We start from the raw sequence: 21627 nt of genomic DNA on the forward strand, positions 1-21627 counted from the left end.
CTCTTCGTCTCGACGCGCTCGCTCAGGAACCGGATGCCCGTGCGGCCCGGTTCCTGAGCGAGGCCGCCGCGGCGAGACCGAAGACGCCACGGTCCGGAAGCAACGAAGGAAACCCATGACTGACCCCCTGCTCACGGTGCGCGACTTCTCCGTCGTGTACGACGTCGACCCTCCCGTCGCCGCGGTGAAGGATGTCACCCTCGAACTGCGGCGCGGCGAGATCCTCGGTCTCGCCGGGGAGAGCGGATGCGGCAAGACCACGCTCGCGTACGGCGTGCAGCGGCTGCTCAAGCCCCCGGCCGTCATCACCGGCGGCAGCGTGACCTTCCACGACGTGTCGGGTGAGGACGTCGACGTGAACACGCTGGAGCCCGAAGAGATGCGACGGTTCCGCTGGGACAAGGTCTCCATGGTGTTCCAGGGGGCCATGAACGCCCTCAACCCGGTCGCGACCATCGGCTCGCAGCTGGAGGACGTCTTCGAGATCCATCGTCCCGGCCTCAGCCGGCGGCAGCGCCGGAGCGAGGTCGCCGAGCTGCTCGAGATCGTGAAGGTCGGGGCGCAGCGGAGCCGCTCCTTCCCGCACGAGCTCTCCGGCGGCATGCGCCAGCGGGTCATGATCGCGATGGCCCTCGCGCTGCGGCCGCAGCTCATGGTCATGGACGAGCCGACGACCGCGCTCGACGTGCTGGTGCAGCGCGAGATCCTGAAGCAGATCTCGCAGCTGCGGCACGAGTTCGGCTTCTCAGTCATCTTCATCACGCACGACCTGCCGCTGCTGCTCGAGATCAGCGACCGCATCGCCATCATGCGCGACGGCGAGATCGTCGAGCTCGACACGGCGGAGAACATCTGGATGAGGCCGCGGGACGAGTACACGCGCACGCTGCTGTCGTCGTTCCCGCGGCTCACGGGCGAGAAGGGGGTGGTGGCGCGATGACCGTTCTCGACGTCTCGCACGTCACCAAGGTGTACAACGTCCGCGGTGCCGGGCGCCTCACGGCACTCGACGACGTGAGCTTCACGCTGCGTTCGGGGCAGACGATCGGCCTCGTCGGACAGTCGGGCAGCGGCAAGTCGACCATCGCGAAGATCCTCACGCAGCTGGAGACTCCGACGACGGGCGAGGTGCTGCTCGACGGCAAGCCGGTTCCGCGACGCGGCCGGGGTCTGCGCGAGTACCGGCAGCGGCTGCGCATGGTGTTCCAGGACCCGTTCGCCTCGCTGAACCCCTACCACTCCATCGGCTATCACATCGAGCGTCCGCTGCGACTCGACGGAGTGGTGCCGAAGAGCGAGATCGGCGCCGAGGTGCGCCGGCTGCTCGAGCGGGTGCGGCTGACACCGGATGCGGTCATCGACCGCCGCCCGCACGAGCTCTCCGGCGGCCAGCGCCAGCGCGTCGCGATCGCGCGCGCTCTCGCCTCTCGGCCGAGCCTGCTCGTCGCCGACGAGCCGGTGTCGATGCTCGACGTGTCGATCCGGCTCGGCGTGCTGAACCTCCTCGCCGACCTGCAGCGCGAGGAGGGCCTCGGCGTGCTCTACATCACGCACGATCTCGCCACGGCCCGGCACTTCAGCGACGAGATCATCGTCTTGAACCAGGGGCGCATCGTCGAACAGGGCTCCGCCGACGACGTCATCCTGCATCCGCAGGACCCGTACACGAAGGAGCTGCGAGCCGCGTCGCCCGACCCCGAGAAGCACTTCGCCTCGGCATCCGGAATCCTCGGAGGTGCACAGTGACCGCCATCGCTCCCATCCCCACGGGCGAGAAGCACGACGACGCGATCGCCGTCGGCACCACGGCGACCCGCGCGGTGAAGAGCCGCGCGCGCATCCCGTGGCGCTTCCTCGGCAGCCGCGCCCTGTTCTACGTGTTCACGCTGTGGGCGGCACTGACGATCAACTTCTTCCTCCCGCGCATGATGAAGGGCGACGCGGTCGACCAGTACCTCGCGCGCAACCGCAACGTCAGCCCGGAGGCAGCCGACGCGCTGCGCGCCCTGCTCGGTCTCGACACCGACAAGACGCTGTGGCAGCAGTACCTCGACTACTGGGGGCTCCTGCTGCGCGGCGACCTCGGCGTCTCGCTGCTGCACGGCCTCCGGCCCGTCACCGAGGTCATCGCGCAGGCGCTGCCGTGGACGATCGGCCTCGTCGGGTTCGCGACCATCGTGTCGTTCGCGATCGGGACGGTCGGCGGGGCCGTCATCGGGTGGCGGCGCGGAAGCCGCCTCGACGTGCTCGTGCCCATCACGACGTTCCTCGGCACGATCCCGTACTTCTGGCTCGGCCTCCTCGCGATCGCCGTCTTCTCCGTCAACCTCGAATGGTTCCCCATCGGCAAGGCCTACGGCGTCGGCTCGAAGCCGGAGTTCACGCTCGAGTTCATCGGCGAGGTCATCCACCACGGCACGCTGCCCGCCCTGACGATCATCATCGCCTCGCTCGGCGGCTGGATGCTCGGTATGCGCAACATGATGCTGACGGTGCTCGACGAGGACTACATCACCGTGGCGCAGGCCAAGGGGATGCCGAACCGGCGCGTGCTCTGGGGCTATGCGGCGCGCAACGCCGTGCTGCCGCAGATCCAGAGCTTCGCGCTCTCGATCGGCTTCATCGTCGGCGGCACCATCGTGATGGAGATGGTCTTCAGCTACCCGGGCGTCGGCAAGCTGCTGCTCGACGCGACGAACGCCAAGGACTACGCGCTCATGCAGGGCGTGTTCCTCATCCTCACGATCTCGGTGCTGGTCGCCAACATCATCGCCGACATCGCGTACGCATTCCTCGACCCGCGCACGCGCCAGACGGAGGCCTGACCATGAACGCACCCGCAGCCGGCACGCCCGAGACCCTCGCCGTCCGCACGCGCGCCGCGGCGCCGGCATCCGCGCCGACCTTCTGGAGCAGGCTGGGCGCCGCCTTCGCCATGTTCCGCAACGGCAAGTCGCTCACCGGGCTCGCGATCATCGCGTTCTTCGTGCTGATCGCGGTGTTCGCCGACGTGCTCGCGCCGTACCCGCCGACCAAGGTCGACAACACCCGCCGCTTCGAACCGCCGTCGGCCGACCACTGGCTGGGCACCACGCACATCGGCGAGGACGTGCTGAGCCAGGTCATCCACGGCACCCGCGGCGTCATCGTCGTCGGCTTCCTCGCGGCCGCGATCGCCACCGTCATCGCCATCGCGGTCGGCGTGATCGCCGGGTACCTGCGGGGGTGGAAGAGCGAGTCGTTGTCGGCGCTGACGAACGTGTTCCTCGTGATCCCCGGCCTGCCGCTCATCATCATCGTCGCGTCGATGTTCGAGGAGCCGCCGCTGTGGGTGATCGCCGCGGTGCTCGGCATCACCGGCTGGGCCTGGGGTGCGCGCGTGCTGCGCGCACAGACGATGTCGCTGCGCAACCGCGACTTCATCCAGGCCGCACGGGCGAACGGCGAGCCGCTGCGGCGCATCATCACGATCGAGATGCTGCCGAACCTCATGGCGCTGATCGCCGCGAGCTTCGTCGGCACCGTGACGGCGGCGATCCTCGGACTCACCACCCTGTCGTACATCGGCGTCATCCCCGTCACCACCTACAACTGGGGGACGATCCTCAACTGGGCCTCCGCGCAGGGCGCGTTCCGGCAGAACCAGTGGTGGTGGTACCTGCCCCCTGGGCTGTGCATCGCTCTCATCGGCGTGGCGCTCTCGCTCGTCAACTTCGGCATCGACGAGTACGTGAACCCCCGGCTGCGTTCGGCAGGGGAGCGCGCCCGTGCCCTGCGCAAGAAGGGCCTCGACGTCAACGACGCCGTCACCGCCGTGCGCAGCATCCCCGCCAGCCCCACGTCCACCGCCGACGAACCCGCACAGAATCCGAGCAGATGACCTCTCCCGCACTTCCCGACGTCCTCCCCTATCTCGACCCGGCCCGTTCGATACCCGAGCGCGTCGCCGACCTCCTCTCCCGCATGACCGTGGAGGAGAAGATCGGCCAGATGCTGCAGCTCGACGCGCGCGACGATCTCGACGACCATGTGCTGCGGCGTCACGTCGGCTCGATCCTGCACACCTCGCCGGAGCGTCTGATCAGGGCGAACGAGCTCACCGCGCAGACCCGTCTGCGCATCCCGCTCATCGTGGGGGAGGACTGCATCCACGGTCACTCGTTCTGGCCGGGCGCCACGATCTTCCCGACCCAGCTCGGCATGGCCGCGTCCTGGGATGCCGAGCTCGTGGAGCGCGTCGCACGAGCCACCGCCGAAGAGGTGGCGGCCACCGGCATCCACTGGACGTTCTCTCCGGTGCTGTGCATCGCCAGAGACCTGCGCTGGGGCCGCGTGAGCGAGACCTTCGGCGAGGATCCGTTCCTCATCGGAGAGCTGGCGAGCGCGATGGTCCGCGGCTACCAGGGCGAAGGTCTCGACGACCCCACTGCGGTCCTCGCGACGGCCAAGCACTTCGCGGGGTACTCCGAGACGCAGGGAGGACGTGACGCGTCGGAGGCCGACATCTCGCCGCGCAAGCTGCGCTCGTGGTTCCTGCCGCCGTTCGAGCGGATCGCCCGCGAGGGATGCCGGACGTTCATGCTCGGCTACCAGAGCACCGACGGCGTGCCGATCACGGTGAACGAGTGGCTGCTCAGCGACGTGCTGCGCGGCGAGTGGGGGTACACCGGAACGCTGATCACCGACTGGGACAACATCGGCCGCATGGTGTGGGAGCAGCACGTGCAGCCCGACTACACGCACGCGGCGGCCGCCGCCGTGAAGGCCGGCAACGACATGGTGATGAACACCCCGCTCTTCTTCGAGGGGGCACTCGACGCCGTGGAGCGCGGGATGCTGTCGCCCGACGACTTCGACGAGGCCGTCGCCCGCATCCTCACCCTGAAGTTCGAGCTCGGGCTGTTCGAAGACCCGCGGCTGCCCGCGCGAGACCTGGATGCCGTCGTCGGCAGCGCCGCGCACGCCGAGCTGAACCTGGAGATCGCGCGCCGCTCGGTCGTGCTGCTGGAGAACGACGGCACGCTTCCGCTGGCGGCCGGGGCCCCGCTGCGGGTGGGCGTGGTGGGTCCGCTCGCCGACGATGCGCAGATGCAGCTCGGCGACTGGGCTGGCGGCTCCGGTCAGGCCGGATGGCTCGCCGCGCAGCCGCGCGACATGATCACGACGGTGCTCGACGGCCTGCGCGCCGTCGACGGGTGGTCGGTGTCATACGCGCAGGGCGCCGACATCCTCGCGTTCGACGACCCCGACCACCTCGACCCCGTGCCGTGGGACCGGGTCTTCGTGCCCGCCGAACCGGATGCCGGGCAGATCGCGGAGGCCGTCGCGCTCGCCGAGGCCTCGGACGTCGCCGTCGCGGTCGTGGGGGATCGCATCGAGCTGCACGGCGAGGGACGGTCGACCGCGACGCTCGAGCTGCTCGGCGGACAGATCGCCCTGCTCGACGCGCTCATCGCGACGGGGACCCCCGTGGTCGTGGTGCTGCTCGCCTCGAAGCCGCTCGTGCTGCCGGCATCCGTCTCCCGTGCCGCCGCCGTGCTGTGGCTGGCGAATCCCGGCATGCAGGGCGGACGCGCGCTCGCCGAGATCCTCACCGGCGCCGTGGAGCCCTCGGGCAGGCTGCCCATCTCGTTCGCCCGCCACGTCGGTCAGCAGCCGACGTACTACAACCAGATCCGCGGGCAGCACGGCGACCGCTACGCCGACCTCACCCAGTCGCCCGCGTGGGCCTTCGGCGAGGGGCGCTCGTACACCACCGTGGAGTACTCGTCGCTGTCGCTGGATGCCGCCGAGTTCGGCGTTGGCGACACGATCACCGGCGCCGTCACCGTCACGAACACCGGCGGGCGGCCGGTGCGCGAGACCGTGCAGGTGTACGTGCGCGACGTCGTGACGAGCGTGAGCTGGGCCGACAAGGAGCTCAAGGCCTTCCGGCAGGTCGACCTCGCGCCGGGCGAGAGCGTGCGCGTGCCGCTGGCCCTGCCCGTCGCCGACTGCACGATCGTCGACGCTCGCGGCGTGCGCCGCGTCGAGGCCGGCCGGTTCGAGCTGCTCGTCGGACCGAGCTCGCGCGACGAGGCGCTGCTGCGCGCCGGCTTCACCGTCGCCTGACCGGATCGCCTGATCGGATCGTCCGGGGCGGGGGTCCGGCTCGGGTCGGGCGTCCGGATCGGGTCAGGCGTCGTCGCGGAGGCGCTGCGGACCTGCTCCCTGCGAGCCCAGGGCGTCGTCGGGGTTCAGCAGTCCGCACGCCTTCATCGACAGGCAGCCGCAGCCGATGCATCCGGTGAGCTCCCGCTCGAGCTTCTCGATGCCCTCGCGTCGCTTCTCGAGCTCGCGCTTCCACCGGCGCGATGCGCGCTGCCAGTCGGCGTGGCTGGGCGTCTCGGTGAGCGGCACGTCGGCGAACGCCTGCTGCACGTCGGCGAGCGGGATGCCGAGCCGCTTCGCCACCGTGATGAGCGACACGCGGCGCAGCATGTGCCGGGCGTAGCGGCGCTGATTGCCAGGGGTGCGCGTCGACGCGATGAGGCCGAGGCTCTCGTAGAAGTGCAGGGCAGACGGCGCCACACCGGTGCGGCGGCTCATCTCGCCGATCGTCAGCGGTTCGTCGGGGCCGTGCGCCGGATGCCGGTCGCCGGAGCCGCCGTGGTCCTCGGTCACGCAGCCTCCTCGATTTGACCTCAAGTGTACTTGAGGTCTTACGGTGGCATGGTGACCCGAACGACGAGCATCCGCGGCATGCTGACCCGAACGACGAGCATCCGATGACCTACGTGATCGCGCTGCCGTGCGTCGATGTGAAGGACCGTGCCTGCATCGACGAATGCCCCGTCGACTGCATCTACGAGGGTGAGCGCTCGCTGTACATCCACCCCGACGAGTGCGTGGACTGCGGCGCGTGCGAGCCGGTGTGCCCGGTCGAGGCGATCTACTACGAAGACGATCTGCCCGAGGAGTGGCAGGACTATTACAAGGCCAACGTCGAGTTCTTCGACGAGATCGGGTCGCCCGGAGGCGCCGCGAAACTCGGCGTCATCGCGCACGACCATCCGATCATCGCCGCGCTCCCTCCGCAGGAGGCGCAGGCATGACCTCGTCGCACACGCGGCCGACCGCGCCGGTGCCCACCGCGGTCGGCGAGGGGCTCAAGGCGGCGTTCCGCCACCACCCGGCCGGCGTCGCCATCATCACGGCATCCTCTCCCGACGGACCCGTCGGGCTGACCGCGTCGAGTGTGGCATCCGTCGCCGTCGATCCCGCCGCCGTGATGTTCTCCGTGACGCGGGCGACAGGCAGTGCGGGGGCCATCCTCGCCGCCGACACCTTCGTCGTGCACCTCATCGACCACGAGCACGCCGACCTCGCGCAGAGCTTCGCGGTGAGCGGCGCCGAGAGATTCACGGCCGCCCAGGGATGGAGCACCCTGCCGACGGGCGAGCCGTACCTCGCCGACGCGCGAGCAGCGCTGCGGTGCAGGCCGTTGCAGACGGTGCCCGTCGGCTCGTCGACCGTGGTCATCGCCGAGGTCGTCGAGGTCGTCACCGGCACTCCCGGCCGCCCGCTCGTGTACGTCGATCGGCGGTTCCATGCGCTTCCCGGGGATCCCGGCGTGCCCGGATCGGCGGGGGGGCGCGCCTCCGGCCGGCCGTGACCAGGGGCCGCGCGGAGGGCTAGGACAGCCGCGCCGTCGTGCCGCGGACGTTGAGTTCGAACGGCAGCGCCGACGGTACGCGCGTCGCGTCGCCCTCGGCGAGCTTGGCGAGCACGGCCTCGGCGGCGCGCTCGCCCTGCCCCAGCGGGAACTGGTCGACGGTCGTCAGCCGGAAGAACTCGCCGAGCTCGTGGCCGTCGATCCCGACGATCGACAGGTCGTCCGGCACGCCGAACCCGAGGTCGCGCGCGGCGAGGATCGCGCCGATGGCCATCTCGTCGGATGCTGCGAACACGGCTGTGGGGCGCGGCCCCGGCCGTCCGAGCAGCTGCTTGGCCGCGCGGTACCCGCCCTCGACGGTGAAGTCCGCCGGTTCGAGGAACGCCGGATTGAGCGGGATGCCGGCGCGCTGCAGCGCCTTCTCGAAGCCGAGGCGCCGGTTCGTGGGGATGTGGAAGTCGATGTCGAACTCGGGGTTCGCCCCGATGTGGGCGATGTCGTGGTGGCCGAGCCCGATGAGGTGCTCGGTGGCGAGCTGGGCGACCGCGACGTCGTCGACGGTGAGCGTGTCGAGCTTCGGGTTGGGGCCGCCGATCGCGATCACGGGCAGCCCGAGGTCGAGCAGCTGCTGCGTCTCGTCCTCGTCGAGCTCGATCGACACCGCGATCACGGCATCCACGCGCTGCCGCCGCAGGAACGTGTCGAACACGTGACGCCGCACGTCCTTGTCCGCGGTGATGTTGTACAGCGTGATGTCGTATCCCTCGCGCATGAGGGCCGCGGAGACGCCGGACAGCACGGTGCTGAAGAACCAGCGGTCGAGGAAGGGCACGACGACGCCGACGTTGCGCGTGCGGCCGGATGCCAGGCTCGACGCGCGCGAGGACACCACGTAGCCGAGGGCGGACGCCGCCTCCTGCACGCGCATCCGTGCGGACTCGGAGACGTGCCCGCGGCCGCTCAGCGCGCGCGAGACGGTCGCGGTGGAGACGCCGGCGAGCCGGGCGACCTCATCGATGCTCGCCATGTGAATCCTTCCTGGGGGCTCCCCTCCCCGCTCCGGTATGAGTTGTGGTCGGTTTTCGGACCGAAAACCGACCACAACTCATACCGGAGCGGGGTGCGTGGGGTGGGGGTGGGTCAGGCCTGCGTGAACCAGACCGCGGTGTCGACGGGGAGGGCGTCGCCCTCGAACGGCTGGCTGCGGACGATGACCGTGGCGCCCTCGGGCAGCGGCAGGGGCTCCGTGCCGAGGTTTGCGAGCACGTGCACGTCGCCGCGGCGGAAGGCCACGGCATCCGCCCCCGCGTCCTCCCAGACCAGCGAGCCGCTGCCGAAGCCGTAGCGTCGGCGCGTCGCGAGCAGCTCCTTGTACAGGGCCAGGGTCGAAGCGTCGTCAGCCGCCTCGACGTCGCGCGCATACTGCGCCCACTCGTCCGGCTGCGGCAGCCACGACTTGCCGGTCGCGTTGAAGCCGAACGCCGGGGCGTCCGCCTCCCACGGCAGCGGCACGCGGCATCCGTCGCGTCCGTACCGCTTGCCGTTCGTGCGGAACCACGTCGGGTCCTGGCGGAACTCGTCGGGGATCTCCATGGCCTCCGGCAGCCCGAGCTCCTCGCCCTGGTACAGGTACGCCGAGCCGGGGAGCGCGAGCATCAGGGTCGTCGCGGCGCGGGCGCGCGCGAGGCCGATCCTCGTGTCCGGCTTGTTCGGGGTCTTCGGCCCGATGCCCTCGCCCTGCGGGTTCTCCGCCGTCAGCGCGAGGCGCGACGCGTGCCGCACGACGTCGTGGTTCGAGAGCACCCAGGTGCTGGGTGCACCCACGGCGCCGAACTCGTCGAGCGATTCGCGGATGACGTCGCGCAGCTCCTCCGCGTTCCACGGCGTCATCAGGTACGGGAAGTTGAAGGTCTGGTGCATCTCGTCGGGACGCACCCACAGCGCCGTCTTCTTCAGCGTCGGCAGCCATGCCTCGCCGCACAGGGCGCGGTCGCCGTCGTACTCGGCGAGCACCTTGTGCCAGTCGCGGTAGATGTCGTGCACCTCGTCCTGGCCCCAGTACGGCACGTTCTCCTCGCCGCCGCCCATGGAGTCGGCATCCGGCACCGGCGCGTAGTCGGGGAGCCCGGCCTGCTTGACCATGCCGTGCGCGACGTCGACCCGGAAGCCGTCGACCCCGCGGTCGAGCCAGAAACGCAGGATGCTGCGGAACTCCTCCTTGACCTCCTCGTTCGTCCAGTCGAAGTCGGGCTGCGTGGCATCGAAGATGTGCAGGTACCACTGGCCGGGCGTGCCATCGGCCTCGGTCACGCGCTCCCACATGCCGCCGCCGAACACCGATTCCCAGTTGTTCGGAGGAAGCTCGCCGTTCTCGCCGCGTCCGTCGCGGAACACGTACCGGGCGCGCTCGGGGCTGCCGGGGCCGGCCTTCAGCGCGGCCTGGAACCACGGATGCTGGTCGGACGAGTGGTTCGGAACGAGGTCGACGATCACGCGGATGCCGCGGGCGTGGGCCTGTGCGAGCATCTCGTCGAAGTCGGCGAGGGTTCCGAACAGCGGGTCGACGTCGCGGTAGTCGGCCACGTCGTAGCCGGCGTCGCGCTGCGGGCTCGTCATGAACGGGCTCAGCCAGATCGCGTCGATGCCGAGGTCCTTCAAGGCGTCGAGGCGGCTGGTGATGCCGGGCAGGTCGCCCACACCGTCACCCGATGCATCGGCGAAGGAGCGGGGGTAGATCTGATAGATGACCGCGCTTCGCCACCACTCGGAACCGGGGGCTGCGATCTGCTCAAGCTGTGCCATGGGAACAGGCTAGTGCAAACGCTTACAGTCGTGCCAGAGCGCGAATCGAATCGGTTCGGATGGGCGTGTCGCGGTGTGCTGCGAGGGCGTGTTGCAGCTTCGGGTCGGCGCGAGTTAGGCCGCGATGCGGGCGACCGCGTTGATCGCGCTCTGGAAGAAGCCGAGGCCGTCGACGCCGGAGCGCATCGCCACCGCGGTGTCGGGGCCGAAGCCGGGCTCGGTGGCGTGCTCGGGGTGCGGCATGAGTCCGACGACGTTACCTGCCTCGTTCGTGAGACCGGCGATGTCGCGGAGAGATCCATTGGGGTTCACGCCGGCGTAGCGGAACGCGACGAGGCCCTCGCCCTCCAGGCGGTCGAGCGTCTCGGCATCCGCGATGTAGCCGCCCTCGGCGTTCTTCAGGGGGATGACGATCTCCTGGCCGGTGCGGAAGGTGTTCGTCCACGCGGTGTCGGAGTTCTCGACCGTGAGCTTCTGGTCGCGGCGCACGAAGTGCTGGTGGTCGTTGCGGATCAGACCTCCCGGCAGCAGGTGCGCCTCGACGAGCATCTGGAAGCCGTTGCAGATGCCGAGGATGGGCATGCCCTTTGCTGCGGCGTCCTTGACCTCGGACATGATCGGCGACAGTGCCGCGATCGCACCGCTGCGCAGGTAGTCGCCGTAGCTGAAGCCGCCGGGGAGCACGAGCGCGTCGACGCCCTCGAGGTCGTGCGAGCCGTGCCAGAGCGCGACGGGCTCTGCGCCGGCGATGCGCACGGCTCGCTGCGCGTCACGGTCGTCGAGCGACCCGGGGAAGGTGATGACCCCGATGCGGACCGTCATTCCGCGACCTCGATGCCGACGACGTCCTCGATGACGGAGTTCGAGAGCACCTCGTCGGCGATGCGACGGGCCTCGGCGAGGACCTCGTCGGTGACCTCGCCGTCGACGGTGAGCTCGAAGCGCTTGCCGATGCGGACGTCGCTGAAGCCCTCGACGCCCAGGCGGGCGAAGGCGCCGGACACGGCCTTCCCCTGCGGGTCGAGCAGTTCGGGCTTGGGCATGACGTCGACGACGATGGTGGGCATGAACGGCTCCGGAAGTCGCGGGCGGACGGGCGCTTCCAGTCTACCGGCACGCGCGACATCCCCGACGCGGCATCCGTCCGCGTGACGCGGCACCCTCGGTGGGCGGCGTCCGTGTGGCGACCCGGCATCCGCTGCCGACCGCCCACGCCCCGGGTTTCCGCTCAGGAGTGGAAGACCGTGTGGAGGTCGCCGATCGCGTCGCGACCTCCGAGGCCGTCGATCTCGAACAGCACCGAGATGCCGGTCACGTGGCTGCCGAGGCGCTCGACGAGTCGCCGACCGGCCGCGAGAGTTCCGCCGGTCGCGAGCACGTCGTCGATGAGCAGCACGCGCGACCCGGCCGGGAGGTCGTCGTGCATCTCGATGGTCGCGGTGCCGTACTCGAGCGCATAGTCGACGGATGCCGCGGGCCGGGGCAGCTTGCCCGCCTTGCGGATCGGGATGAGGCCCACCCCTGCGGCGATCGCCGCGGCACCGGCGAGGATGAACCCGCGCGCCTCGATGCCTGCGACCACGTCGAACTGCCCTGCGAAGGGCTCGATGATCGCCTCGGTGGTGACGCGCAGCGCCTCGGCATCCGCCAGCAGCGGCGTGATGTCGCGGAAGACGATGTCCTTCTCGGGGTAGTCGGGGACGGAGCGGATCAGCGACTGAGCGCGGGCGAGAGCGGGAGAGAGTTCGGTGTCGGGCATCGGGCAAGGGTACTCGCCTCGGCTGTGAGGCCGTCGCGACCGTCCCGCATGCGCGCCGGGGCTTGACAGTTGTGGGAGCGCTCCCATAAGGTGCTCAACAGTGCGTGGGAGCGCTCCCATGTTCCGGCCGCTCGAACTGTTCGAACCGCTCGAACGGCTCAGCACCTGAGCGCGACCGCGCACGCACCACGAACCCGAGCACGACCCCACACCCACCACAAAGGAGTGAACTGTGAACACGCACGCTCGCCGTCGGATGCTGGTGACGGCATCCCTGGCCTCGGTCTCCGCCCTGGCGCTGGCCGGATGCTCCGCATCGACCGGATCGGCCGACGCCGGCGCCGGCTCCGACGAGAAGATCACACTGACGATCACCACGTTCGGCACGTTCGGCTACGACGACCTCTACGAGGAGTACGAGAAGGAGCACCCGAACATCACCATCGAGGCGACCAACATCGACACCGGCGGCAACGCCCGCACCGACGCGTTCACGAAGATCGCCGCCGGGAGCGGCCTCAGCGACATCGTTGCGATCGAAGAGGGCTGGCTCGGCGCGATCATGGACGTCTCCGACACCTTCGTCGACCTGCGCGACTACGGCATCGAAGACCGCAAGGACGACTGGGTGGACTGGAAGTACGCCCAGGGCACGGATGCCGAGGGCCGTGTGATCGGCTACGGCACCGACATCGGTCCGACCGGCATCTGCTACAACCGTCCGGCGTTCGAGGCTGCCGGCCTGCCCAGCGACCGCGAGTCGGTGGCCGAACTGCTCAGCGGCGACTGGGAGCACTACTTCGAGGTCGGCCAGCAGTACACCGACAAGACGGGCAAGGCCTGGTACGACCACTCCGGATTCGTCTGGAACTCGATGGTGAACCAGCTCGACGAGGGGTACTACACGGCCGACGGCGAGCTGAACGTCGAGGGCAACGCCGAGCTGAAGGCGCGCTTCGAGCTGCTGGGGGCGGCGACCGAGGGCGGCCAGTCCGCCGCGCAGTCCGCGTGGGACTGGAACGGCGGCAAGTCGTTCGTCGACGGCACGTTCGCGACGTTCGTGTGCCCTGGTTGGATGCTCGGGGTCGTGCAGGGACAGGTGGAGGCCGGCGGCGGAGACGCGTCGACGGGCTGGGACTTCGCCGACGTGTTCCCCGGCGGGGCTGCCAACTGGGGTGGCGCCTGGCTGTCGATCCCCGAGAGCTCCGCGCACAAGAAGGAGGCGGCGGCGCTCGCCGACTGGCTGACGCAGCCGGAGCAGCAGGTGAAGCAGTCGGCCGCGGCCGGCAACTTCCCCTCGACGGTGAAGGCTCAGGAGACGCTGGCCGCCGAGGCCACGCCGAACGAGTTCTTCAACGGCGCGCCGACCGGCGCCATCCTCGCCGAGCGGGCGCAGGGCGTGGTGGCGCAGTTCAAGGGAGCCGACGACTCGGTCATCCAGGAGAACGTGTTCGGCCCGGCGCTCAGCGCGCTCGATCGCGGTGAGACCGACACGCAGGGCGCCTGGAAGCAGGCTCTCGAGCTGCTGGACGACCTGGTCGGCTGACCGTCACCTCGCGCCTTCCGGTCGCAGTTCCCGCCGTCTCGGCACCTCCGCAGCTGCGGGAACTGCGACCGGAACAGCGCCCGACCCTCCGACGGGAGACCTCATGACCCTCACTGCTCAGCGCGAGGAGCGCGAGGAGCGCGCGGCAGCGGCATCCGTGCGGAAGGATGCCGTGCCGGAGCGCTCGTGGCGCCACCGGCTGTCGCGGTTCGACCAGAACGCCTCGCCGTACTTCTACGTCTCGCCGTTCTTCCTGCTGTTCGGCCTGGTCGGGCTGTTCCCGCTGGCGTACACGGTCTACGTCGCCGTGCACGACTGGGATCTGCTCAAGGGCGAGGGCGGCTTCGTCGGCATCGACAACTTCGTCGAGATCCTCGGCGACGCCATGTTCTGGAACTCGATCGGCAACACGCTGAGCATCTTCGTGCTCTCCGCCGTGCCGCAGCTGGCGATGGCACTGCTCATCGCGTATCTGCTCGACCGCGGCCTGCGGGCGCCGACCTTCTGGCGCATGAGCGTGCTCATCCCCTACGTCGTCACTCCGGTGGCGGTGGCGATCATCTTCTCCAGCGTGTTCAACGAGGCGGACGGCCTGGCCAACAACCTCCTCAACCTCATCGGCATCGCCGATCAGGAGTGGAAGCACAACACCTTCCTCTCGCACATCGCGATCGCGATCATGGTCAACTTCCGCTGGACCGGTTACAACGCGCTCATCCTCCTCGCCGCGATGCAGGCCGTGCCGCGTGACCTGTACGAGTCGGCCGCGCTCGACGGCGCCGGCTCCGTGCGTCGCTTCTTCTCCATCACCATCCCCTCGATCCGTCCGACCCTCATCTTCGTCATCATCACGGCCACGATCGGCGGCTTGCAGATCTTCGCGGAGCCGCGCCTGTTCGACGTCTCCACCGCCGGGGGCATCGGCGGAAGCGACCGGCAGTTCCAGACCACCGTGCTCTTCCTCTGGGAACTGGCCTTCTTCCGCAGGAACCTCGGCGAGGCATCCGCCGTCGCGATCCTGCTCTTCGCGCTGATCGTCGGCATCGGCGTGATCAACTTCCTCATCTCGCGCCGGATCGCCACCGGCGACGCCCCGCGCTCGCGCGTCGCCCGCCGTCGGCGTGACCGCACCGAATCCGCAGCGACCACGACAGGAGCCGACCGATGACCGCAACGCAGGCGCTGAGCGTGCCGGAGCGCATCCGCCGGCGCAGCGCGGGGACGGCAGGCATCGGCAGCCGTCCCGGCTTCCTCACCTACGGGCTGCTGGCCGCCTTCATCATCGGCAGCGTCTATCCGCTGTGGTGGTCGTTCGTCGTCGCCAGCGGCACGAACGCCACACGGGGCGAGACGCTGCCGCTCATCCCCGGAGGCAACTTCGTCGCCAACGCCGCGCGAGTGCTCGACGCGATCCCGTTCTGGCTCGCCCTGGGCAACTCGCTCATCGTGTCGGCGGTCATCACGGTATCGGTGGTGACCTTCTCGACCCTCGCAGGGTACGCCTTCGCCAAGCTGCGGTTCCGTGGTCGAGACGGTCTCATGGTGTTCGTCATCGCGACCATGGCGATCCCCACGCAGCTGGGCATCATCCCGCTGTTCATGGTCATGCGCGAGTTCGGCTGGACCGGATCGATCGGCGCGGTCATCGTGCCCACGCTGGTCACCGCGTTCGGCGTGTTCTTCATGCGCCAGTACCTCGTCGGCGTGATCCCCGACGAGCTCATCGAAGCCGCCCGCATGGACGGGGCGAACCAGTTCCGCACCTTCCTCACCGTCGGGCTGCCGGCCGCCCGTCCGGCGATGGCGATCCTCGGCCTGTTCACGTTCATGACGGCGTGGACCGACTACCTGTGGCCGCTCATCGTGCTCTCACCTCAGAACCCCACTCTGCAGACGGCGCTCAGCCAGCTGCAGTCGGGCTATTACATCGACTACTCGATCGTGCTCGCCGGAGCGATCCTGGCCACACTGCCTCTGCTGCTGCTGTTCGCCGTGGCAGGCAAGCAGCTGGTCAGTGGCATCATGGCGGGCGCGGTGAAAGGATGACCTCCATGACCCCACGACCCTTTCCGCACGACTTCCTCTTCGGCGTGGCGACCGCGGCCTATCAGATCGAAGGCGCCGCGTTCGAGGACGGGCGGACGGCGTCGATCTGGGACGCCTTCACGAGGGTGCCGGGTGCGGTGGTGAACGGCGACAACGCCGATGTGGCGTGCGACCACTATCACCGCTACCGCGACGACGTCGCGCTCATGAAGGACCTCGGTCTGCAGACCTACCGCTTCTCGACGTCGTGGTCGCGCGTGCGGCCCGACGGCGGTGCGGTGAATCGCGCGGGCGTCGACTTCTACAGCAGGCTGGTCGACGAGCTGCTCGACGCCGGCATCCTGCCATGGCTCACCCTCTACCACTGGGACATGCCGCAGGCGCTGCAGGATGCCGGAGGCTGGACGAACCGCGATACCGTCGAGCGCTTCGTCGAGTACGCGGGCACCGTGCACGACGCTCTCGGCGACCGCGTGGGCGTGTGGACGACGCTGAACGAGCCGTGGTGCGCCTCGTTCCTCTCGTATACGGGCGGGGAGCACGCGCCGGGGCACACGAGCATCGCCGAGGGGCTGCTGGCCTCGCACCACCTGCTGCTCGCACACGGACGCACCGTTGAGGAGCTGCGCTCGCGGGATGCGAACCTGAACCTCGGCATCACCTTGAACCACACGGTCGCCGACCCCGCCGACCCGCAGAACCCCGCCGACGTCGACGCCGCGCGCCGTGTCGACGGGCAGTTCAACCGCTGGTTCCTCGACCCGATCTACCGCGGGGCGTACCCGGCCGACATCGTCGAGGACATCAGGGCTGTCGATCCCGAGGCCGTCTCGCTCTTCGAGTCGGCGATCCACGAGGGCGACCTCGCCGCGATCTCGGCGCGCATCGACACGCACGGGGTGAACTATTACCACGGCGACCTCGTGGCGGGGAGCGCACCCGCCGACGCGCCGGTGTCTGGCGGGCCGGCGACAGCGCGCCCCGGCCGCAGCCCGTACCCGTCGGATGCCGGCATCCACTCGGTCGAGCGGGGTCTGCCGCGCACCGCCCAGAACTGGGAAGTGCAGCCCGAGGGGCTGACGCGTCTGCTGCGGCGCGTGTGGGAGGAGTATGCCCGACCGGCCGGCACGATGCTGTCGGTCACCGAGAACGGAGCCGCCTACGACGACGTCGTCGGCGACGACGGGCTGGTGCACGATGACGACCGCACCAGGTTCCTTCGTCTGCACCTGGATGCCGTGCTCGACGCGGTGGAGTCCGGCGTCGACGTGCGCGGCTACTTCTACTGGTCGCTGCTCGACAACTTCGAGTGGGCGTGGGGCTACGACAAGCGGTTCGGACTCGTGCGCGTCGACTACGACACCCAGGAGCGCACCGTGAAGGACTCCGGTCGCGAGTACGCTCGGATCATCGCGGCGCGCGCCCTCTGACGTCGGAGCACCCCGGGGAGCGCGACGCTGAGCGCGTCGGCGGCTGTGCCCGGCGCGAGGTCTGCGCGGACGACGTCGAGGAGCTCTCATGACCAGGACGACCATCGAGGAGGTGGCCGCTGCCGCCGGCGTCTCGCGGTCGACGGTCTCGCGCGTCGTCAACGGCTCGACCGCGGTGAGCCCCGAGGCGCTCGACGCCGTGCGGGCAGCGATCGCCCGGCTCAACTACGTGCCCAACAGGGCGGCGCGCTCGCTCGCCTCGCGGCAGACGCACGCCATCGCGCTGATCGTGCCCGAAGACACCACGCGCTTCTTCGGCGATCCGTTCTTCGCGGCGATCGTCGCGGGCATCACCGGTGCGCTCGCCGGGTCCGACTACCTGCTCAACCTGCTGATCGCGAGCGAGGACCCCGGCGACAAGATGGGCGCCTTCGTGCGCAACGGCGGCGTCGACGGGGCGCTCATCGTCTCGCACCACACGAGCGACGCGTACATCGACAGCATCGCCGAAGCCGTGCCGACGGTCTTCGGCGGACGGCCCGTGCACGAGCGCGACTCCGACTACGTGGTCGACGTCGACAACGTCGAAGGTGCCAAGACGGCGACCAGGCGGCTCATCGAGATCGGGCGCACACGCATCGCCACCGTGACCGGACCGCTGACGATGCTCGCCGCCGGCGATCGCCTGCAGGGTTTCCGATCGGCGATGGCGGATGCCGGTCTCGAGCCCTTCGCAGTGGAGGCGGGAGACTACGGCGAAGCCGGAGGCGCCGAGGCGGCGCGCCGCATCCTCGCCGCGGGGACTCCCGACGCGATCTTCGTCGCCAGCGACCTCATGGCCCGAGGCGCCATCGGGGTGCTGCGCCGGGCCGGCATCCGCGTGCCCGACGACGTGGCGATCGTGGGCTATGACGACTCCGCGGTCGCCCTCACCACGGACCCGCCGCTGACCACGGTGCGCCAGCCGATGTACAAGCAGGGCGAGACGATGGCCGAGGTTCTGCTCGCCCATCTCGCCGGCGGCACCCCCGAGCGCACGACGATCCTGCCCACCGAGCTCGTGGTGCGCGAGTCGGCCTGAACCGGGCGTCGGCGCGCGTCGCCGACTCCGGGGATGAACACGGACGCGGGCCTGGCGCCCCTCCAGGCAGGCCCGCATCCGTGGGTCTCGGGGCGGCCTGCGAGGAGCCGCGGGATGTGGAGATTGAATGAGTGTTCAGTGATTAATCTATAGGGAGATGGGGCCGTCACGGAAGGCAGCCGTCTTCGCAGCCCAGGGAGGATGCCGCATGGCGCGCTCGGAAGAGCAGAACCGCCAGGCACGGGAACGCGCGCGCGAGAACATCCTCGAAGCGGCGATCGCGCTCTTCGCCGAACGCGGGGTCGCCGGGGCCAGCATCGCCGAGATCACGAGCAGAGCCGGTGTCGCGCAGGGGCTCGTGAACTACCACTTCGGCGGCAAAGACCAGCTCATCTCCGCGGTGATCGATCGCTGGTTCGAGACCGTGATCGGTTTCGCCCGCGTCGAGGGCACCGCGGATGAGCGCCTCGCGTCCGTGATCGACGGCGCGCTGCTCGCGACGGGCTTCGCCATCCCTCTGCAGCGGGCCGTGCTCGCCATGCAGCAGCAGCCGCACACGCACCGCCTGTTCGCGGAGTCGGAGCGTCGGCATGAGGCGGGGGTCACCGCAGCCGAGGATGCCGTGCGCGAGATCTTCCGGGCCCGAGGCGCGGCCGATCCCGCGCTCGAGGAGGTCATGCTGCGCAGCATGCTCGAGGGGGTGTTCGTGAAGTACGCGGTGTACGGCGACACCTACCCCCTGGAAGACGCGCGGCGGTGGGCGCGTGCGCTCTACGGGCTTCCCTCGCCCGAGAGTCCTCTGCCCCTCCCGGCGCCGCCGCGCACCGGCGAGCCGCGGCCCCGCGCGTCTGGTGCCCTGCGCGGGTGAGTCGCCGCAGACGCCGACGCCTCTCCTGGTCGAGGTGACCGGGAGAGGCGTCAGCGCGGATCCTCAGGCGGGGTCGCCGCCCAGGGGGCCGACCGCGGGGATCGGTCCTCCGTCGTCTGCGCCGCTCTTGCGCCAGCGGGCGACCGCGTTGCCGAGGTGGTAGATGACGAGCGCGGCGATGGTGCCGAGCACGATCGCGCCGAGCTGGAAGGTGCCCCAGCTCATCATGAATCCCGCGATCGCGATGACGAACGACACCGCAACGGTGTACTGGTTGACCGGGCGCGAGAAGTCGACGCGGTTGTCGACCCAGATCTTGATGCCGATCACGCCGATGAGGCCGTACAGCGCGGTGGTCGCGCCGCCAAGCACTCCGGCGGGGATGGTGTTGAAGATCACGCCGATCTTCGGCGAGAACGCGAGGAGGATGGCCACGGTTCCCGCGACCCAGTAGGCCGCCGTCGAGTAGACGCGCGTCGCCGCCATGACGCCGATGTTCTCGCCGTAGGTCGTCGTGCCGGAGCCGCCGAAGCCGCCGGCGAGCGTCGTCGCCAGGCCGTCGGCGACGAGGGCACGTCCGGTGTGCTTGTTGATGCCGGGGTCGTCGGTCATGGTCGCGACGCCGCGCACGTGCCCCACGTTCTCGGCGATGAGCACGAGAACGACGGGCAGGAACATGGGCACGAGCGCCCACGCCGACGGGTCGCCCACCGCGGCGAGGTGGAAGTCGGGCAGCCCGATCCATGCCGCGTCGGCGATGCCGGTGAAGTCGACCTGGCCGGTGATGACAGCCACGATGTAGCCGACGATCACGCCGAGGAACACCGAGATGCGCCCGAGGAATCCGCGGAAGAGCACGCTGAACAGCACAACGGCCGCCAGCGTCACGGTGGCGAGCTCGGGCTGCCGCTGGAAGTTGCCCCACGCGGCCGGAGCCAGGTTGAAGCCGATGAGCGCCACGATGGAGCCGGCGACGACGGGCGGCATGAGCTTGTCGATCCAGCCCGTGCCCACCGCCTGCACGAGGAAGCCGATGGCCGCCAGCAGCACGCCGGCCGCGACGACGCCGACGAGCGCCTGGGTGATCTGCTCGGGTGTCTCGAGTGCCTGCCCGCCGTTCAGCGCGGTGATCGGCGCGATGAAGGCGAACGACGAGCCGAGGTAGCTGGGGAGCTTGTTGCGCGTGAGCAGCAGGAAGAGCAGCGTACCGGCGCCGGAGAAGAGCAGCGTGGTCGAGACCGGGAACCCGGTGAGGATGGGGACGAGGAACGTCGCGCCGAACATCGCTACGACGTGCTGCACGCCGATCGCGATGGTTCCCGGCCAGTTCAGGCGTTCGTCGGGGCGGACGACGGCACCGGGTTCGACGGTGCGTCCGTCGCCGTGCAGTTTCCACAGAGGCATGGGCGAGCTCCTCAGGTTCGGGGGTGTCGGGAGTGCTGGAGCAACACTACCGATTCCTGAGTGTTCCCTGGATGCTGTGGGGCGGATCGGGCTCGGAGGAGCTCGGTTCAGGCTCCGAGGCGCTCGATGAGCTCGCGGTAGCGGTCGGCCGTGCGGGCCACGACGTCGTCGGGCAGAGCGGGCGGCTCGCCCTGCTTGTCCCAGTTCGCGGCGAGCCAGTCGCGGACGATCTGCTTGTCGAAGCTCGCCATGCGCGCGGCCGGAGTGGTTCCCGTCCGCCAAGACTCCGCGTCCCAGTACCGCGACGAGTCGCTCGTGAGCACCTCGTCGGCGAGGCGCAGCGTGCCTTCGGCATCCGTTCCGAACTCGAACTTGGTGTCGGCCAGGATGAGCCCCTTCGCCTCGGCGATGGCCGCGGCGCGCGAGTAGATCGAGAGCGAGACGTCGCGCAGCTGGGCCGCACGTTCGGCGCCGACGATCTCGGCGGTGCGATCGAACGAGATGTTCTCGTCGTGCTCGCCGAGCGGTGCCTTGTATGCCGGAGTGAAGAGGGGCTCCGGCAGGCGATCGCCGTTCTGCAACCCGTCGGGGAGGGGGATGCCGCACACCGTGCCGCTCTCCTGGTACTCCACCCACCCGGATCCGGTGAGGTATCCGCGCACCACGCACTCGATGGGGATCATCTCGAGCGACTGCGCGAGCATCGCGCGGTCGGCGACGGATGCCGGCAGCTCCCCGTCGGCGAGGTGATTGGGCACGTCGAGCTGCGCGAACCACCACCGGCTCAGGCGGGTCAGGAGCGCGCCCTTGTCGGGGATGCCGGGTGTGAGCGCGAAGTCGAAGGCGCTCACGCGGTCGGACGCGACGACGAGGATGCGCGTGTCCCCCGGGTCTTCGGAGGCGTACAGGTCGCGGACCTTGCCGGAGTAGACGTGCCGCCAGCCGGGGATGCTCATCGCTTCGCTCACCTAGCCATTATCCCGATGTCGGAGGCCACGACCTCGCGCAGGGGAGTGAGTGGCGCCGGCGGTGTCGTC

At 69.7% G+C, this 21627-nt stretch carries 21 protein-coding genes; 13 read left to right on the forward strand and 8 right to left on the reverse strand.

What is annotated here, in order from left to right; translation table 11 throughout:
- Window positions 1-115: 115 nt before the first annotated feature.
- The 5 genes from AB663_RS05695 to AB663_RS05715 are packed head-to-tail and all read left to right on the forward strand — an operon-like array spanning window position 116 to window position 6111.
- Window positions 116-940: an ABC transporter ATP-binding protein gene (locus AB663_RS05695; RefSeq protein WP_067196593.1), complete on the forward strand. Its 825-nt coding sequence runs from the start codon at window positions 116-118 to the stop codon at window positions 938-940.
- On the forward strand, window positions 937-1746 hold the full coding sequence (locus AB663_RS05700) for an ABC transporter ATP-binding protein (RefSeq protein WP_067196595.1): 810 nt from the start codon (window positions 937-939) through the stop codon (window positions 1744-1746). The genes AB663_RS05695 and AB663_RS05700 overlap by 4 nt, the downstream gene beginning before the upstream one ends.
- Window positions 1743-2825: an ABC transporter permease gene (locus AB663_RS05705; protein WP_067196597.1), complete on the forward strand. Its 1083-nt coding sequence runs from the start codon at window positions 1743-1745 to the stop codon at window positions 2823-2825. Before AB663_RS05700 ends, AB663_RS05705 begins: the two co-directional genes overlap by 4 nt.
- A 2-nt stretch (window positions 2826-2827) precedes the next feature.
- Window positions 2828-3880, forward strand: a complete 1053-nt coding sequence (locus tag AB663_RS05710; RefSeq protein ID WP_067196599.1) for an ABC transporter permease — start codon at window positions 2828-2830, stop codon at window positions 3878-3880.
- The gene (locus AB663_RS05715; RefSeq protein WP_067196601.1) at window positions 3877-6111 is read left to right on the forward strand and encodes a glycoside hydrolase family 3 N-terminal domain-containing protein; all 2235 of its coding nucleotides are present in this window, start codon (window positions 3877-3879) and stop codon (window positions 6109-6111) included. The genes AB663_RS05710 and AB663_RS05715 overlap by 4 nt, the downstream gene beginning before the upstream one ends.
- Before the next feature lie 63 nt (window positions 6112-6174).
- Here AB663_RS05715 and soxR read toward each other — a convergent pair whose 3' ends face one another.
- Window positions 6175-6663: a redox-sensitive transcriptional activator SoxR gene (gene soxR / locus AB663_RS05720; RefSeq protein WP_257720798.1), complete on the reverse strand. Its 489-nt coding sequence runs from the start codon at window positions 6661-6663 to the stop codon at window positions 6175-6177.
- 104 nt (window positions 6664-6767) lie between these two features.
- Between soxR and fdxA the strand changes: the two genes are divergently transcribed.
- Window positions 6768-7094: a ferredoxin gene (gene fdxA, locus AB663_RS05725; RefSeq protein WP_067196603.1), complete on the forward strand. Its 327-nt coding sequence runs from the start codon at window positions 6768-6770 to the stop codon at window positions 7092-7094.
- Complete coding sequence (locus AB663_RS05730) at window positions 7091-7654, forward strand: flavin reductase family protein (RefSeq protein ID WP_067196605.1); 564 nt, start codon at window positions 7091-7093, stop codon at window positions 7652-7654. Before fdxA ends, AB663_RS05730 begins: the two co-directional genes overlap by 4 nt.
- Window positions 7655-7673: 19 nt before the next feature.
- On the opposite strand, the gene AB663_RS05735 is transcribed toward AB663_RS05730, so the two are convergent.
- The 5 genes from AB663_RS05735 to AB663_RS05755 form a co-directional block, all read right to left on the reverse strand.
- Entirely contained in the window at window positions 7674-8681 is a 1008-nt protein-coding gene (locus AB663_RS05735) for a LacI family DNA-binding transcriptional regulator (RefSeq protein ID WP_067196607.1), read from the reverse strand.
- 113 nt (window positions 8682-8794) lie between these two features.
- Window positions 8795-10456, reverse strand: a complete 1662-nt coding sequence (locus tag AB663_RS05740; protein WP_067196609.1) for a glycoside hydrolase family 13 protein — start codon at window positions 10454-10456, stop codon at window positions 8795-8797.
- Between the two features lie 114 nt (window positions 10457-10570).
- On the reverse strand, window positions 10571-11278 hold the full coding sequence (gene purQ / locus AB663_RS05745) for a phosphoribosylformylglycinamidine synthase subunit PurQ (protein ID WP_067196611.1): 708 nt from the start codon (window positions 11276-11278) through the stop codon (window positions 10571-10573).
- Entirely contained in the window at window positions 11275-11523 is a 249-nt protein-coding gene (gene purS, locus AB663_RS05750; protein WP_067196613.1) for a phosphoribosylformylglycinamidine synthase subunit PurS, read from the reverse strand. The genes purQ and purS overlap by 4 nt, the downstream gene beginning before the upstream one ends.
- A gap of 161 nt (window positions 11524-11684) precedes the next feature.
- Window positions 11685-12215 carry an adenine phosphoribosyltransferase gene (locus tag AB663_RS05755; RefSeq protein WP_067196615.1) on the reverse strand — a complete coding sequence of 177 codons (531 nt, stop codon included), beginning with the start codon at window positions 12213-12215 and terminating at the stop codon, window positions 11685-11687.
- Window positions 12216-12447: 232 nt separating this feature from the next.
- On the opposite strand from AB663_RS05755, the gene AB663_RS05760 reads away from it, so the two are divergent.
- From AB663_RS05760 to AB663_RS05785, 6 genes are all read left to right on the forward strand, one after another.
- Window positions 12448-13761, forward strand: coding sequence for an ABC transporter substrate-binding protein (locus tag AB663_RS05760; protein ID WP_067196617.1), 1314 nt, complete (start codon window positions 12448-12450; stop codon window positions 13759-13761).
- Window positions 13762-13864: 103 nt separating this feature from the next.
- Window positions 13865-14929 carry a carbohydrate ABC transporter permease gene (locus AB663_RS05765; protein ID WP_067196620.1) on the forward strand — a complete coding sequence of 355 codons (1065 nt, stop codon included), beginning with the start codon at window positions 13865-13867 and terminating at the stop codon, window positions 14927-14929.
- A complete protein-coding gene (locus AB663_RS05770) occupies window positions 14926-15807 on the forward strand; it encodes a carbohydrate ABC transporter permease (protein ID WP_067196622.1) in 882 nt (293 codons plus the stop codon). The genes AB663_RS05765 and AB663_RS05770 overlap by 4 nt, the downstream gene beginning before the upstream one ends.
- Window positions 15804-17237 carry a glycoside hydrolase family 1 protein gene (locus AB663_RS05775; RefSeq protein WP_067196625.1) on the forward strand — a complete coding sequence of 478 codons (1434 nt, stop codon included), beginning with the start codon at window positions 15804-15806 and terminating at the stop codon, window positions 17235-17237. The genes AB663_RS05770 and AB663_RS05775 overlap by 4 nt, the downstream gene beginning before the upstream one ends.
- 88 nt (window positions 17238-17325) lie before the next feature.
- Entirely contained in the window at window positions 17326-18318 is a 993-nt protein-coding gene (locus tag AB663_RS05780) for a LacI family DNA-binding transcriptional regulator (protein ID WP_067196627.1), read from the forward strand.
- 208 nt (window positions 18319-18526) lie between these two features.
- Window positions 18527-19186 (forward strand): TetR/AcrR family transcriptional regulator, encoded by a 660-nt coding sequence (locus tag AB663_RS05785; RefSeq protein WP_067196629.1) that lies wholly within the window; start codon window positions 18527-18529, stop codon window positions 19184-19186.
- Between the two features lie 63 nt (window positions 19187-19249).
- Here the strand turns inward: AB663_RS05785 and AB663_RS05790 are convergent, their stop codons facing one another.
- The gene (locus AB663_RS05790; protein WP_067196631.1) at window positions 19250-20590 is read right to left on the reverse strand and encodes a uracil-xanthine permease family protein; all 1341 of its coding nucleotides are present in this window, start codon (window positions 20588-20590) and stop codon (window positions 19250-19252) included.
- Between the two features lie 107 nt (window positions 20591-20697).
- Window positions 20698-21546 (reverse strand): phosphoribosylaminoimidazolesuccinocarboxamide synthase, encoded by an 849-nt coding sequence (locus AB663_RS05795; RefSeq protein ID WP_067196633.1) that lies wholly within the window; start codon window positions 21544-21546, stop codon window positions 20698-20700.
- Window positions 21547-21627: the final 81 nt, after the last annotated feature.

Origin of the sequence: Microbacterium sp. XT11, assembly GCF_001513675.1 — a bacterium.
GTDB lineage: Bacteria > Actinomycetota > Actinomycetes > Actinomycetales > Microbacteriaceae > Microbacterium.

Bases quoted from the DNA above. Each gene is read 5' to 3' on its own strand.
- AB663_RS05715 (WP_067196601.1), top strand. From the start codon at position 3,877: ATGACCTCTCCCGCACTTCCCGACGTCCTCCCCTATCTCGACCCGGCC.
- AB663_RS05735 (WP_067196607.1), bottom strand. From the start codon at position 8,681: ATGGCGAGCATCGATGAGGTCGCCCGGCTCGCCGGCGTCTCCACCGCG.
- AB663_RS05740 (WP_067196609.1), bottom strand. From the start codon at position 10,456: ATGGCACAGCTTGAGCAGATCGCAGCCCCCGGTTCCGAGTGGTGGCGA.
- AB663_RS05755 (WP_067196615.1), bottom strand. From the start codon at position 12,215: ATGCCCGACACCGAACTCTCTCCCGCTCTCGCCCGCGCTCAGTCGCTG.
- AB663_RS05780 (WP_067196627.1), top strand. From the start codon at position 17,326: ATGACCAGGACGACCATCGAGGAGGTGGCCGCTGCCGCCGGCGTCTCG.
- AB663_RS05730 (WP_067196605.1), top strand. From the start codon at position 7,091: ATGACCTCGTCGCACACGCGGCCGACCGCGCCGGTGCCCACCGCGGTC.
- AB663_RS05790 (WP_067196631.1), bottom strand. From the start codon at position 20,590: ATGCCTCTGTGGAAACTGCACGGCGACGGACGCACCGTCGAACCCGGT.
- purS (WP_067196613.1), bottom strand. From the start codon at position 11,523: ATGCCCACCATCGTCGTCGACGTCATGCCCAAGCCCGAACTGCTCGAC.
- fdxA (WP_067196603.1), top strand. From the start codon at position 6,768: ATGACCTACGTGATCGCGCTGCCGTGCGTCGATGTGAAGGACCGTGCC.
- AB663_RS05770 (WP_067196622.1), top strand. From the start codon at position 14,926: ATGACCGCAACGCAGGCGCTGAGCGTGCCGGAGCGCATCCGCCGGCGC.
- AB663_RS05785 (WP_067196629.1), top strand. From the start codon at position 18,527: ATGGCGCGCTCGGAAGAGCAGAACCGCCAGGCACGGGAACGCGCGCGC.
- AB663_RS05695 (WP_067196593.1), top strand. From the start codon at position 116: ATGACTGACCCCCTGCTCACGGTGCGCGACTTCTCCGTCGTGTACGAC.
- AB663_RS05795 (WP_067196633.1), bottom strand. From the start codon at position 21,546: ATGAGCATCCCCGGCTGGCGGCACGTCTACTCCGGCAAGGTCCGCGAC.
- AB663_RS05700 (WP_067196595.1), top strand. From the start codon at position 937: ATGACCGTTCTCGACGTCTCGCACGTCACCAAGGTGTACAACGTCCGC.
- purQ (WP_067196611.1), bottom strand. From the start codon at position 11,278: ATGACGGTCCGCATCGGGGTCATCACCTTCCCCGGGTCGCTCGACGAC.
- AB663_RS05710 (WP_067196599.1), top strand. From the start codon at position 2,828: ATGAACGCACCCGCAGCCGGCACGCCCGAGACCCTCGCCGTCCGCACG.
- AB663_RS05765 (WP_067196620.1), top strand. From the start codon at position 13,865: ATGACCCTCACTGCTCAGCGCGAGGAGCGCGAGGAGCGCGCGGCAGCG.
- AB663_RS05775 (WP_067196625.1), top strand. From the start codon at position 15,804: ATGACCTCCATGACCCCACGACCCTTTCCGCACGACTTCCTCTTCGGC.